At 60.3% G+C, this 13241-nt stretch carries 11 protein-coding genes; 8 read left to right on the forward strand and 3 right to left on the reverse strand.

Annotated elements, in window-relative coordinates; translation table 11 throughout:
- Positions 1-3 precede the first annotated feature (3 nt).
- From PspCFBP13508_RS23530 to pabB, 3 genes are all read left to right on the forward strand, one after another.
- Positions 4-1539 carry an inactive transglutaminase family protein gene (locus PspCFBP13508_RS23530; RefSeq protein WP_016773818.1) on the forward strand — a complete coding sequence of 512 codons (1536 nt, stop codon included), beginning with the start codon at positions 4-6 and terminating at the stop codon, positions 1537-1539.
- On the forward strand, positions 1539-2525 hold the full coding sequence (locus PspCFBP13508_RS23535; protein ID WP_016773817.1) for an alpha-L-glutamate ligase-like protein: 987 nt from the start codon (positions 1539-1541) through the stop codon (positions 2523-2525). The genes PspCFBP13508_RS23530 and PspCFBP13508_RS23535 overlap by 1 nt, the downstream gene beginning before the upstream one ends.
- A 213-nt stretch (positions 2526-2738) precedes the next feature.
- Positions 2739-4082 carry an aminodeoxychorismate synthase component I gene (pabB, locus tag PspCFBP13508_RS23540; protein ID WP_137215834.1) on the forward strand — a complete coding sequence of 448 codons (1344 nt, stop codon included), beginning with the start codon at positions 2739-2741 and terminating at the stop codon, positions 4080-4082.
- An 85-nt stretch (positions 4083-4167) separates the two neighbouring features.
- Here pabB and thrH read toward each other — a convergent pair whose 3' ends face one another.
- On the reverse strand, positions 4168-4785 hold the full coding sequence (thrH, locus tag PspCFBP13508_RS23545; protein WP_130911550.1) for a bifunctional phosphoserine phosphatase/homoserine phosphotransferase ThrH: 618 nt from the start codon (positions 4783-4785) through the stop codon (positions 4168-4170).
- Between the two features lie 164 nt (positions 4786-4949).
- Here thrH and PspCFBP13508_RS23550 point away from each other — a divergent pair, with 164 nt between their 5' ends.
- The 3 genes from PspCFBP13508_RS23550 (at position 4950) to PspCFBP13508_RS23560 (ending at position 8586) form a co-directional block, all read left to right on the forward strand.
- Positions 4950-5690 (forward strand): phosphoadenylyl-sulfate reductase, encoded by a 741-nt coding sequence (locus PspCFBP13508_RS23550; RefSeq protein WP_123443111.1) that lies wholly within the window; start codon positions 4950-4952, stop codon positions 5688-5690.
- Between the two features lie 574 nt (positions 5691-6264).
- A complete protein-coding gene (locus PspCFBP13508_RS23555) occupies positions 6265-7803 on the forward strand; it encodes an NCS1 family nucleobase:cation symporter-1 (RefSeq protein ID WP_137215835.1) in 1539 nt (512 codons plus the stop codon).
- Between the two features lie 54 nt (positions 7804-7857).
- A complete protein-coding gene (locus tag PspCFBP13508_RS23560; RefSeq protein WP_137215836.1) occupies positions 7858-8586 on the forward strand; it encodes an aspartate/glutamate racemase family protein in 729 nt (242 codons plus the stop codon).
- A gap of 106 nt (positions 8587-8692) precedes the next feature.
- Here the strand turns inward: PspCFBP13508_RS23560 and PspCFBP13508_RS23565 are convergent, their stop codons facing one another.
- Positions 8693-9616 (reverse strand): LysR family transcriptional regulator, encoded by a 924-nt coding sequence (locus tag PspCFBP13508_RS23565; protein ID WP_137215837.1) that lies wholly within the window; start codon positions 9614-9616, stop codon positions 8693-8695.
- A 125-nt stretch (positions 9617-9741) separates the two neighbouring features.
- On the opposite strand from PspCFBP13508_RS23565, the gene PspCFBP13508_RS23570 reads away from it, so the two are divergent.
- Positions 9742-10488, forward strand: coding sequence for a 3-oxoacyl-ACP reductase family protein (locus tag PspCFBP13508_RS23570; protein WP_016773811.1), 747 nt, complete (start codon positions 9742-9744; stop codon positions 10486-10488).
- Between the two features lie 61 nt (positions 10489-10549).
- Here PspCFBP13508_RS23570 and PspCFBP13508_RS23575 read toward each other — a convergent pair whose 3' ends face one another.
- Positions 10550-11245 carry an HAD-IA family hydrolase gene (locus tag PspCFBP13508_RS23575; protein WP_137215838.1) on the reverse strand — a complete coding sequence of 232 codons (696 nt, stop codon included), beginning with the start codon at positions 11243-11245 and terminating at the stop codon, positions 10550-10552.
- 239 nt (positions 11246-11484) lie between these two features.
- On the opposite strand from PspCFBP13508_RS23575, the gene PspCFBP13508_RS23580 reads away from it, so the two are divergent.
- Positions 11485-13241: DUF6531 domain-containing protein (locus PspCFBP13508_RS23580; protein ID WP_241669543.1), on the forward strand; the 1757-nt coding region annotated here is incomplete at its 3' end.

Here is a 13241-nt window from a genome sequence, read left to right on the forward strand (position 1 = left end):
TCCATGCGTTCTCTAACCTTCCACCTGAAAATCCTGATCGCCGTGCTGGTGCTGCTGGGCGTTTCGGTTACGGCCTATCAGATTTTCGTGCTCGGCATCCCGGTGACCGAAGACGCTACCGACGATTTGTGGAACATCGACGCCAAGGTCGAGTTCGTCGCCAGCACCAAGGATCCAGTGAAGATCCAGATGTTCGTGCCGCCGTTGAGCCGCGATTACGTGAGCCTCAACGAAAGCTTCATCTCCAATAACTACGGCGTAGCGGTGAACCGCATCGACGGCAACCGCAAGGTGACCTGGTCGGCCCGTCGCGCCAAGGGCAACCAGACGCTGTATTACCGTCTGGTGCTGACCAAGCGCTACACCGCGGAAAAATCCAAGGTCAAAGGCCCGACCTTCCGTGACAGCATGGTCATCGAAGGCCCGGAAAAAATCGCCGCCGAAGCCCTGCTCGCGCCGATCCGCCAACACTCGGCCGACGTCGAAACCTTTATTGGCGAGGCGATCAAGCGCGTCAACAATGTCAACGACGATAACGTCAAATTGCTGCTGGCCGGCGATCCGTCGACTTCGCACAAAGCCAAGATCGTCGAACTGCTGCTGTCCATCGCCCACGTCCCGGTGGAAAAAGTCCACACCATCCGCCTCGTCGCCGATCAGCCACAGACACCCGAACTGTGGCTGCGCAGCTTCAACGGCAACGACTGGCTGTACTTCAACCCGGAAACCGGTGAGCAAGGCCTGCCGACCGACCGCCTGCTGTGGTGGACCGGCGACGAAAACCTGATTACCGTCGACGGTGGCAAGAAAGCCAACGTGACCTTCAGCTTGAACAACAGCGAGATGAACGCGATTCGTCTGGCCAAGCTGACCGACGAAAACACTGACGCCAACTTCCTCGATTACTCGCTGTACGGCTTGCCGCTGCAAACCCAGCAGACCTTCATGATCATGGTGATGATCCCGATCGGCGTGCTGGTGATTTTGATCCTGCGCAACCTGATCGGCCTGCAAACGCTGGGCACATTTACCCCGGTGCTGATCGCCCTCGCCTTCCGCGAAACGCAGCTGGGCTTCGGCATTCTGCTGTTCACGGTGATCACCGCGCTGGGCCTGTCGCTGCGCTCGTATCTCGAACATCTGAAGCTGCAAATGCTGCCGCGCCTGTCGGTGGTGCTGACGTTCGTGGTGGTGTTGATTGCGGCAATCAGTCTGTTCAGCCACAAGCTTGGCCTTGAGCGTGGCTTGTCGGTGGCGCTGTTCCCGATGGTGATTCTGACCATGACCATCGAACGCCTGTCGATTACTTGGGAAGAACGCGGCGCCAACCATGCGCTGAAAGTCGCGATCGGCACGCTGTTCGCCGCCTCCCTGGCGCACCTGATCATGACCGTGCCGGAGTTGGTGTACTTCGTGTTTACCTTCCCGGCGATCCTGCTGATTCTGGTCGGTTTCATGCTGGCGATGGGTCGCTATCGCGGCTACCGCTTGACCGAATTGGTGCGTTTCAAGGCCTTCCTGAAGAAGGCTGACGCCTGATGTTCGGTTTCTGGAAGACCTGGAAGGCCCTCGAGGCGCGCGGCATCATGGGCATCAACCGCCGCAACGCGGACTACGTGCTCAAGTACAACAAGCGCAGCCTGTACCCGATCGTCGATGACAAGATCCTTACCAAGGAACGCGCCATTGCCGCCGGCATTCACGTGCCGGAGCTGTACGGGGTGATCTCCACCGAGAAGGAAATCGACAAGCTCGACGAGATCATCGGCGGGCGCAGCGACTTCGTGATCAAACCGGCGCAGGGCGCGGGTGGCGATGGCATCATCGTCATCGCCGACCGCTTCGAAGGCCGTTATCGCACGGTGTCGGGCAAGATCCTCGCCCACGAAGAGCTGGAGCATCACATCTCCAGCATCCTCACCGGCCTGTACTCGCTGGGCGGCCACCGCGACCGCGCGCTGATCGAATACCGTGTGACCCCGGACCAGATATTCAAGAGCATCAGTTACGAAGGCGTGCCGGACATCCGCATCATCGTGCTGATGGGTTACCCGGTGATGGCGATGTTGCGTCTGCCGACCCGTCAGTCCGGCGGCAAGGCCAACCTGCACCAGGGCGCCATTGGCGTCGGAGTCGATCTCGCCACCGGCCTTACGCTGCGCGGCACCTGGCTGAACAACATCATCACCAAACACCCCGACACCACCAACGCGGTGGATGGCGTGCAACTGCCCTACTGGGACGGTTTCATGAAACTCGCCGCCGGCTGCTATGAGCTGTGCGGGCTGGGTTATATCGGTGTGGACATGGTGCTCGATCAGGAAAAGGGTCCGTTGATTCTCGAACTGAATGCGCGGCCGGGGCTGAACATCCAGATCGCCAACGATTGCGGCCTGACCTTGCGTACCCATGCGGTTGAAGCGCGGCTGGAAGAGCTGAAGGCGCGTGGCGTTAAGGAATCGGTAGAAGAGCGGGTGGCGTTTACTCAGGAAATGTTTGGGCATATTCCTGCGGTCGAGGGCTGATCCAGAATCGAGTCGCGGCCTTCGCGAGCAGGCTCGCTCCCACATTGGAATGCAATCCCCTGTGGGAGCGAGCCTGCTCGCGAAAGCGGACTTGCTGCCAACACGAGCCTCAAGCCTGCCGCCCATCTGCCAATCGCCGACATCCCCTCTAGGAGCAATTCCCGCAGAGGACTACAATCCCCACCCCGCCTCAACGGCCGATCTGCCCCGCCCATGTTGACCTGCTCCGTACACCCACTGCCCTACCGCGCCAATCCCGCCGACTATTTCGCGGCCATTCGCAATGCCCCCGGCGCCGTGCTGCTCGACAGTGGCCGGCCGAGCGCTGAACGCGGCCGATATGACTTGCTCAGCGCCTGGCCGCTGGAACAACTGGCGGTGTTGCCGGAGGAAAGCGGCGCGCACCTTCTGCAGCGCCTGCGTGACCACCTCAGCCGCTTGGGCGAAGCGCAGTTGCCCGCCGGATCCGAATTGCCGTTCGCCGGCGGATTGATCGGCTATTTGAGCTACGACTTCGGCCGGCATCTGGAAAACCTGCCAAGTCAGGCGCTGGATGACCTGCAACTGCCCGATGCGCGTTTTGGCCTGTACGACTGGGCGCTGATCAGCGATCACCACGGGCAAACCAGCCAATTGGTCTTTCATCCAACGCTTGTCGACAGTGAACGGCAGCGATTGGTCGCGCTGTTCACTCAGCCTCAAGTTAACGCGCTGGCGCCCTTCAAACTCAACGCCCCCATGGCCGCTGATCTCTCGGCCGACGATTACCGTCAGGCCTTCGAACGCATTCAGGACTACATCCAGGCCGGCGACTGCTATCAGGTCAACTTCGCGCAACGCTTTCGTGCTGAATGCCAAGGCGATCCGTGGCTGGCTTACTGCGCTTTGCGTCAGGCCTGCCCGACGCCGTTCTCCGGCTTTCAGAGCCTGCCCGATGGAGGCGCAGTGCTGAGCCTGTCACCGGAACGTTTCGTCAGAGTCAGCCAGCGCCAAGTCGAAACCCGTCCGATCAAGGGCACCCGCCCCCGTGGCGTCACCCCAGCCGAGGACGCCGCCAACGCCGCCGAACTGCTGGCCAGCCCCAAGGATCGCGCGGAAAACCTGATGATCGTCGACCTGCTGCGCAACGATCTCGGGCGCACCTGCCGCATCGGCTCGGTGCGGGTGCCGGAGTTGTTCAGTCTGGAGAGTTATCCGAACGTGCATCACCTGGTCAGCAGCGTGACCGGTGAACTGGCGACGGATCGTGATGCGCTCGACCTGATCGCTGGCAGTTTCCCCGGCGGCTCGATCACCGGCGCACCGAAGATTCGGGCGATGCAGATCATCGACGAGCTGGAGCCAACCCGGCGCGGTCTGTATTGCGGCTCGTTGCTGTATCTGGACGTGCGCGGCGAGATGGACAGCTCCATCGCCATTCGCAGTCTGCTGGTCAAGGATGGCCAGGTGTGCTGCTGGGGCGGCGGCGGGATCGTCGCCGATTCGGACTGGCAGGCGGAGTATCAGGAGTCGATGACCAAAGTGCGGATCCTGCTCGATACCCTGCAGAACCTCTAAAAACTTCGCGAGCAGGCTCGCTCCCACAGGGAAATGCATTCCAATGTGGGAGCGAGCCTGCTCGCGAAGACGTCCTTCCAGGCGACTACAAACTCAACTCTCTATTAGAGGCCTTGAGAAATTCCTGCTTCAGCTCTTCAAACGTATGCACCGCCGGGAACTGCGGAAACTCGCGAATCACGTTATCCGGCGCATGGAACAGAATCCCCGCATCCGCCTCGCCGAGCATGGTCGTGTCGTTGTACGAATCCCCCGCCGCGATCACCCGGTAGTACAGACTCTTGAACGCCAGCACCGACTGGCGCTTGGGATCTTTCTGACGCAGTTGATAGCCGGTCACCCGACCGCTTTCGTCAGTGATCAAGCGATGGCAGAGCAAGGTCGGGAAGCCCAGCTGGCGCATCAGCGGCTGCGAGAATTCATAAAAAGTGTCCGAGAGAATCACCACCTGAAAGCGCTCGCGCAGCCAGTTGACGAACTCCACCGCGCCGTCCAGCGGTTTCAGTGTGGCGATCACTTCCTGAATATCCGAGAGCTTGAGGCCGTGCTCATCGAGGATGCGCAGACGCTGCTTCATCAATACGTCGTAATCGGGAATGTCCCGAGTGGTGGCCTTGAGGGCGTCGATTCCGGTTTTTTCGGCGAAGGCGATCCAGATTTCCGGTACCAGTACCCCTTCAAGATCCAGGCAAGCAATTTCCACAAGACACTCCCGTTTGTAGTGATTATTGAATCGAGCGAGGCCGAACTCTAGCGTCTGCACCAGACGCGCGCAACGCAGAGGACGCCCCGGGCGCGGCAGCTTTTTGTTACCATCGGCCCCCTATAGAGCGCCCGAGCGCCATTGACCTGTAGGAAGCCGCCCTGATGAGCCCATCGTTCGACGTCGTGGAACTCGCCACGACCTATGCCAACAAATCCGCCCAGGACATCCTCAAGCTCGCCTTCGCCGAGTTCGGCGATGACTTGTGGATATCTTTCAGCGGCGCCGAGGACGTGGTGCTGGTGGACATGGCGTGGAAGCTGAACAAGAACGTCAAAGTGTTCAGCCTCGACACCGGCCGCCTGCATCCGGAGACCTACCGTTTCATCGAGCAGGTGCGCGAGCATTACAAGATCGATATTGAAATCGTCTCGCCGGACTACACGAAACTCGAACCGTTCGTGAAGGAAAAAGGCTTGTTCAGTTTCTACAAAGATGGCCACGGCGAATGCTGCGGCATCCGCAAGATCGAACCGCTGCGGCGCAAGCTGTCCGACGTCAAAGCCTGGGCCACCGGCCAGCGCCGCGATCAGAGCCCGGGCACCCGCAGCGCTGTGGCGGTGCTGGAAATCGACACAGCCTTCTCGACACCGGAACGCACCCTGTACAAGTTCAACCCGCTGGCGCAGATGACCAGCGAGGAGATCTGGGGCTACATTCGCATGCTCGAACTACCGTACAACAGCCTGCACGAGCGCGGTTTCATCAGCATCGGCTGCGAACCCTGCACCCGCCCGGTGCTGCCGAACCAGCACGAGCGCGAAGGCCGCTGGTGGTGGGAAGAAGCCACGCAGAAAGAATGCGGGCTACATGCCGGGAATATCATCAGCAAGAGCAAGGTTTGATCCCCCATTTATAGAAAGACCTGTGGGAGCGAGCCTGCTCGCGAAAGCGCAGTTCCAGTCAACGTTTCAGTTGCCTGATCCACCGCATTCGCGAGCAGGCTCGCTCCCACATTGATATGTGCCAGGCACATAAAAGGTGTACACAAGGTTGTCACCATCGGTGCCATTTATGTGTGCATGTTCAGTTCTGACGCCCTGAAAAGTTACACTCTCCAGCAGAATCCCCATCTGCTCGCCCCTCTGCAAAATCCCTCCCCTGAAAAAAATTCCTGCCCGATCGATCAATTTATATCGCCGGTTTTTCAGCGACTTATGTTGCATCGATAACTATTCGAAATGAGCCCTTCCACTTATAGATTCTCAACTGGCACAAATCTGGCTTTATCGCATACATGTTTTGTATACAAAACTGCAAAACATGCACACTTTCGATCCGCAAGCCTGAAGCGCCCTATCCCGTACAGGCTGCAGATGCCCCGTAACCAGTGATGTTTTCACCGCCGCGACGAAGATTTGTCGAGCCTGAGCGCTCATGCACAGTCATCTCGGTGGCGAACGTCAGGAGCCTGCCGGAATGCGTACAAGTCTTTCAAATAACATCGCGCTGAATCTGCCCTCCTCCACGCTCGATCAACCGTTGCCCGATGACGGGCTGAGCGAGCCGCTGCAACTGAGCCCGCGTCTGCACAACAGCGATCTGGCGCCGACCAAAGCCGAAGGTCGGCGCTGGGGCCAGTACAGCATCTTCGCCCTGTGGACGAATGATGTGCACAACATCGCCAACTACTCGTTCGCCATCGGCCTGTATGCGTTGGGCCTGGGCGGCTGGCAGATTCTGTTGTCGCTGGGGATCGGCGCGGCGCTGGTGTACTTTTTCATGAATCTGTCGGGTTACATGGGGCAAAAAACCGGGGTGCCGTTTCCGGTGATCAGCCGGATCAGTTTCGGCATTCACGGTGCGCAAATTCCTGCATTGATCAGGGCGGTTATCGCCATCGCCTGGTTCGGTATTCAGACGTATCTCGCCTCGGTGGTATTCCGCGTCTTGCTGACTGCCGTGCATCCGGGCTTCGCTGAATACGATCACAACTCGATTCTGGGACTGTCGAGCCTGGGCTGGGTGTGCTTTGTAGCAATCTGGCTGGTGCAACTGGCGATTCTCGCCTACGGCATGGAGATGGTGCGCCGTTACGAGGCGTTTGCCGGGCCGGTGATTCTGCTGACCGTTGCCGCTCTCGCCGGGTGGATGTACTTCCAGGCCAACGCGACCATTGCCTGGTCGATCCGCGAGCCGCTGACCGGTGGCGAGATGTGGCGCAACATCTTCGCCGGCGGCGCGTTGTGGCTGGCGATCTACGGCACGCTGATCCTCAACTTCTGCGACTTCGCCCGTTCTTCGCCGTGCCGCAAAACCATCAAGGTAGGAAATTTCTGGGGCTTGCCGGTGAACATTCTGGTATTCGCCGCGATTACCGTGCTGCTGTGTGGCGCGCAGTTCCAGATCAACGGGCGAATCATCGAAAGCCCGACCGAGATCATCGCCTCGATCCCCAACACATTCTTCCTGGTGCTCGGCTGCCTGGCTTTTCTGATCGTCACCGTCGCAGTGAACATCATGGCCAACTTCGTCGCCCCGGCGTTCGTTCTCAGCAACCTCGCGCCGAAGTACCTGACCTTCCGCCGCGCCGGACTGATCAGCGCGACCATCGCTGTGCTGATCCTGCCGTGGAATCTCTACAACAGCCCGCTGGTGATCGTGTATTTCCTGTCGGGCCTCGGCGCCCTGCTCGGCCCGCTGTACGGAGTGATCATGGTCGACTACTGGCTGATCCGCAAAGGCCGGATCAATGTGCCGCAGCTCTACAGCGAAGATCCCAACGGCGCTTATTACTACAGCCGTGGCATCAATTTCCGCGCGGTGGCGGCGTTTATTCCGGCAGCGCTGATCGCCATCGTCCTGGCCCTGGTACCCGGTTTCCACAGTGTTTCGCCGTTCTCCTGGCTGATCGGTGCCGGTATCGCCGGCATGCTTTACCTGATCATCGCCAAACGCCAGACGCATTACGCCGAAGTCAGCGGCGAATGCATCGCTGTGGATAACGTCAGCCACTGATCCCTTCGCGGCCCGGTTTTCGGGCCGCACCACTGCCCGCAATAAGGATTTTCCATGCGTATTCTCGTGGTCAACGTCAACACCACCGAATCCATCACCGACGCCATCGCCCGCTCGGCGCAGGCCGTCGCTTCACCCGGCACCGAAATCGTCGGCCTGACCCCGTACTTCGGCGCCGAATCGATTGAAGGCAATTTCGAAAGCTACCTGGCCGCCATCGCCGTTATGGATCGGGTGATGGCCTACGATCAACCGTTCGATGCGGTGATCCAGGCGGGTTACGGCGAGCACGGCCGCGAGGGTTTGCAGGAATTGCTCAACGTGCCGGTGGTGGACATCACCGATGCGGCGGCCAGCACCGCGATGTTCCTCGGCCATGCCTACTCGGTGGTGACCACACTGGATCGCACCGTGCCGCTGATCGAGGATCGGCTGAAATTGTCCGGTCTGTGGGATCGCTGCGCCTCGGTGCGCGCCAGTGGTCTGGCGGTTCTGGAGCTTGAACACGAACCGCAGCGCGCACTGGAAGCGATTGTGCAGCAGGCCGAACTGGCGGTGACCCAGGACAAGGCCGAGGTGATTTGCCTGGGCTGCGGCGGCATGGCCGGGCTGGATGAACAGATCCGTCGGCGCACCGGCGTGCCGGTGGTGGATGGCGTGACGGCGGCGGTGACGATTGCCGAATCGCTGGTGCGCTTGAAGTTGTCGACGTCGAAGGTGCGGACTTATGCGACGCCACGGCCGAAGAATATTGTTGGCTGGGCGCAGCGCTTTTCTCGATAGACCGAGTTGCCTTTTTCGCGAGCAGGCTCGCTCCCACATTTGCACCGCGTCTCCCTGTGGGAGCGAGCCTGCTCGCGAATGCATACGACTCGGTCCCAAGCCTTACTTAGATGGCACTAAACCGCCGCCCCAGTCCCTGCTCAGCAAACTGTTCAATCACGAAATCCACAAACGCCCGCGTCTTGCCCGGCAACAATTTGTGCTCGGCGTAATAGATCGAAATGTTGCCGTCATCGACAAACCAGTCCGGCAGCACTCGCTGTAACGTCCCTGTTTGAAGATACGGGACCGCAAACGGCATGCTCACCAGCGCAATGCCCAAACCTTGCATCGCCGTCGCGCACGCCGCCTCGGAATCACTCATGGTCATCCTCGCCCGCAACGTTAGCGGACTGTGTTGCTGATCGCGATGAGTCAGTTGCCAGGAACGCACGCGCCCGGTCTGCGGTGAGCGAATCAGAATGCCGTCGTGTTGCCTGAGGTCATCGGGATGGCTGATCGGCGCATTTTTTTGCAGATAATCCTCCGATGCCACCAACACCCGATGTGCCGGCGTCAGCCTGCGCGCAACCACGCCTTGTGGCAGTTCAAAGCCGCCGCCAATCGCCGCGTCGAAGCCCTGCCCGATCAGGTCGACCTGACGGTTATCGAAATTCCAGTCCGGGTTGATCGCCGGATAGCGCCGCAGAAACTCACCGAGCAGCGGCACGATATACAGACGACCGAACACCGTGCCCATGCTGACTTTCAGCGTGCCGGCCGGTTGCCCACCGGCACTGGCCAGATTGGCCACGGCATTCTGGATGGTGGTCAGGCTGGCGCTGACTTCACTCAAAAACAGCTGCCCCGCTTCGGTCAGGGTCAGGCTGCGTGTACTACGCTGGAACAGCCGCACGCCGAGCCGCGCCTCCAGTTTCGCCACGCTTTTGCCCACCGCGGCCGGGGTCAGGCTCAAGCGTCGCGCAGCTTCGGCAAAGCTGCCGACTTCGGCGCTGCGCACAAAGCATTCGATACTGCTGAACGTTTCCATGATCGCCACTATAAACTTCTGGTTTACACAGACTATAGCAATCATGGTCTACCCGGTTGTCGATGCCACGCCGATACTCGGCACCAACACCAAGGCATTCCGCCTTGAACACTTGGAGATCGAACATGACCACTCAACACCTCAGCGGCAAAGTCGCTCTGATTCAAGGCGGTTCGCGCGGCATCGGCGCGGCCATCGTCAAACGTCTGGCCGCTGAAGGCGCCGCCGTCGCTTTCACTTACGTCAGCTCCGCCGCCAAAGCCGAAGAACTGCAGAACAGCATCACTGGCAACGGCGGCAAAGCCCTGGCGATCAAGGCTGACAGCGCCGATGCCGGCGCGATTCGCCACGCCGTCAGCGCCACCGTCGAAGCGTTTGGCCGGCTGGACATTCTGGTCAACAACGCCGGCGTGCTGGCCATCGCGCCGCTGGAAGATTTCAAACTCGAAGATTTCGATCAGACTTTGGCCATCAACGTGCGCAGCGTGTTCATTGCTTCGCAGGAAGCGGCGAAACACATGGGCGAAGGCTCGCGGATCATCAACATCGGCAGCACCAACGCCGACCGCATGCCCTTCGGCGGTGGCGGCGTGTACGCGATGAGCAAGTCGGCACTGGTCGGCCTGACCAAAGGGCTGGCCCGCGACCTCGGCCCACGCGGCATCACCATCAACAACGTACAACCTGGCCCGGTCGACACCGACATGAACCCGGCCCATGGCGAATTCGCCGACAGCCTGATCCCGCTGATGGCCGTCGGTCGTTACGGCACCGCCGATGAAATCGCCAGCTTCGTCGCCTACCTGGCCGGGCCGGAAGCCGGTTACATCACCGGTGCCAGCCTGACCATCGACGGTGGTTTCGGCGCCTGACAGACCGGCAAGAAAAAACGCCGCCCTTCTTTATAGGAAGGGCGGCGTTTTGTGTGGACGGTCAAGCCAGTTCCAGCGTCGGCAGGCCAAAGGCGCTGGGCATAAATGCTTTCAGCGAACGAATAATGCCGTCAGCGTGAGCATATTTCTCATCGGCCATCGCTGCGTCGGGGATAGCGATTGCGGTCATGCCTGCCGCTTTCGCCGCAGTGACGCCAAACGGCGAGTCCTCGAACACCAGACAATCCGAGGGCGCGACGCCCAGACGCCTGGCAGCGGTGAGAAAGATATCCGGCGCCGGTTTGGCGGCGCCGACTTCCGGATCGTCTGCCGTGACGATGAAATCGAACAGCGCAAACCACTCACGGTGCAAGGTGGTTTTCTGCCCGAACGACTGGCGCGACGAACTGGTGCCGACTGCGATCGGGATGTTGTGCGCCTTGAGGTGACGCACCAGCGCTTCGGCCCCCGGCATCGCCTGCGCCTTGGGGAAACGCTCGCGCATCAGCGGCTCGCGGATCTGCAGAAATTCTTCCGGAGTGATCGGTAACTCCAGCGCCTGCACCACGTAATTGGCCAGGTCATTGGCACCGCGACCAATGATGTTTTGTTTGACGCTCCAGTCGAAGGTTTTCCCGTAGCGCCCGGCAATCAGCGAGGTGACCTCGGTGTAAATGCCCTCGGTATCGAGCAGCAAACCGTCCATATCGAAAATCACGGCCTTGATCGGGCCGAACGTCTTCAGCGGTGCATTCATCATCGGATCCGTTAACAAAGACATCCCGGGCGACAGGCAACGTGCCGCAACGCGGATCTGATTAATGGGTTCAGCAGCATAGCGAGGCCGATGGACATTGAGCAACGGGCAATGCCATCGACGCCTTTTCGCATTTAGCGAAAACTCCTACAGACACTGCCTACTTCCCCGACTTCTTTCCTTTTTGATCCCCCGCAAAGTCCGCGCTCCCGTTTTTTCACATGCGCGAGCGACTGCGAATGTTTCAACCCGATCGGCTCCTGGCCCTGAACAACAGCATCGGACTGCTGGTGGTGGCCGCCCTGAATCCGAAGCAGCCAAATTTCGAAGCGCTGATCGACGAGTTCCGCCTGTGCCTGAACAACTACGACGCCTGGGCCGAGCAGTTCTGGACCGGGACCGCGCTGGACATCGAGCAGGTGTTCAAGGTTGGCAATGACGTGCAACTGAGCGCGCCCATCACCTCGCGCGCCCCCATCAGTTCATCGGTGGTCATGTGTTCGGCCAGCGGTCCGTTGACCTTGGTGCACATGTTTGAAGCGGCGCGCTTTGTGCCGATCGGCGACACCCCGGTGACCCTCGAACCGCTGCTCAGCGAAGTCGACGGCGTACAGACCTTCGGCCAGCCGCTGCGCCACACCATCGGCCCGAGCGGGATCCTCGAGGTGACCGATTGCATGCGCGGCCAGCGCTACCGCGTCACTTTCTTTCCCGATGTTTCTACCGACCATGTCCGCACCCTGTATGCCTCATATGAAGGCGTCATTGCCGGTCTTGAAGGTTGGCTGCGCGGCGAATGGACGGGCTTTCAGCCGCAATGGACGGAGTTTTCCAGCGCCGGTTTTCTTGATCGTTACGGGCAGTTGCAGCGGGCCGATTGGCGCGGTCTGGAAAAAGCTTTGAACGGGGTTTGGGACGACATCCAGCAACTGTTTGCCCTCCTCGCCGATCTGCAGGAACACAGCGCAAAGCTTCTGGAATACCTGAGCGAAGTCGAACTTGAGGCGCTGCTTGCCGCTTCAAACGAGGCGATTGCCAACGCCTTGTTGATGCTCAGCGACGAGCCGTTGCTGTTCATTCATCTGGCTGCTTTCACCAGTTGGCTGAAGATGCTGCCGCCGCAATACCTCGCCGAAGTGGTGGCCGAAGTTCGCACCGAGTTGCTCATCAGCTTTCTGTTGATGCGCGTGGCGGGCGGTGCCGGCGTATCGCTACGTTTGAGCAGCAAGGTCCTGGCGAAAATCAAGTCGCCACGGGCGCGGGAATGGCTGGCCGCGTCAGCCTTGCGTCTGGCTGAGCTGACTTCAACGCCGGAACTCAAGCAGCACGCGAGCACGCTGAAGCCGCTGATGTTTCATGCGCGCGAGGTGGAGCTGAAGCCGACACCGTCGATTCCACTGAACATTCGCCAGGCCGACGCGGTGGTGCTCAGCGTGCCGAATCCGGCGCCACTCGCGCGGGAAAAATCCCGAGGCATGGCCCGTCTTGAGCGCCACGAGCCCCACGACGACGCGCCCGACCAGGCAAAAAACCCCAACGGCGATGCCGCCGATTGCGTGCCCAACACCTGTACCAATGGCTGCCCGGTGTCGATGGTCACCGGCGAAGAACTGCTGACCCTGACCGACACGGTGCTCGACGGCGTGCTGCCCTTCGAGTTCACCCGCTTGTACCGCAGCAGCGCGGTCGAGATCGACATCGGCCTGGGTTTCGGCTGGAGCCATACGCTCGCGCATCGCCTGGCCTTCGACGGCGATGGCGTGATCTGGATCGACCACGAGAACCGCCGCACCCGCTTTCCCCTGCCCAACGTCGCGCGCCCGGCGATCCACAACAGCCTGTCGCGGGCGGCGATCTTTCTCGGCGATGAGCCGGAAGAACTGATCCTCGCCCTGGCCGGGGAAACCGCACGGTTCTATCACTTTCGCGCCGGCCGGCTGACCGCAATCAGCGATGTCTACGGCAATCGTCTGACCCTGCAACGCGATCGCTCCGA

It is taken from the genome of Pseudomonas sp. CFBP13508, assembly GCF_005233515.1.
Taxonomy (GTDB): Bacteria; Pseudomonadota; Gammaproteobacteria; order Pseudomonadales; family Pseudomonadaceae; genus Aquipseudomonas; species Aquipseudomonas mercuritolerans.

Coding starts and splice junctions, on each gene's coding strand:
- pabB (WP_137215834.1), top strand. CDS start 2,739: ATGTTGACCTGCTCCGTACACCCACTGCCCTACCGCGCCAATCCCGCC.
- PspCFBP13508_RS23555 (WP_137215835.1), top strand. CDS start 6,265: ATGCGTACAAGTCTTTCAAATAACATCGCGCTGAATCTGCCCTCCTCC.
- PspCFBP13508_RS23575 (WP_137215838.1), bottom strand. CDS start 11,245: ATGAATGCACCGCTGAAGACGTTCGGCCCGATCAAGGCCGTGATTTTC.
- PspCFBP13508_RS23550 (WP_123443111.1), top strand. CDS start 4,950: ATGAGCCCATCGTTCGACGTCGTGGAACTCGCCACGACCTATGCCAAC.
- PspCFBP13508_RS23565 (WP_137215837.1), bottom strand. CDS start 9,616: ATGGAAACGTTCAGCAGTATCGAATGCTTTGTGCGCAGCGCCGAAGTC.
- PspCFBP13508_RS23560 (WP_137215836.1), top strand. CDS start 7,858: ATGCGTATTCTCGTGGTCAACGTCAACACCACCGAATCCATCACCGAC.
- PspCFBP13508_RS23530 (WP_016773818.1), top strand. CDS start 4: ATGCGTTCTCTAACCTTCCACCTGAAAATCCTGATCGCCGTGCTGGTG.
- PspCFBP13508_RS23535 (WP_016773817.1), top strand. CDS start 1,539: ATGTTCGGTTTCTGGAAGACCTGGAAGGCCCTCGAGGCGCGCGGCATC.
- PspCFBP13508_RS23570 (WP_016773811.1), top strand. CDS start 9,742: ATGACCACTCAACACCTCAGCGGCAAAGTCGCTCTGATTCAAGGCGGT.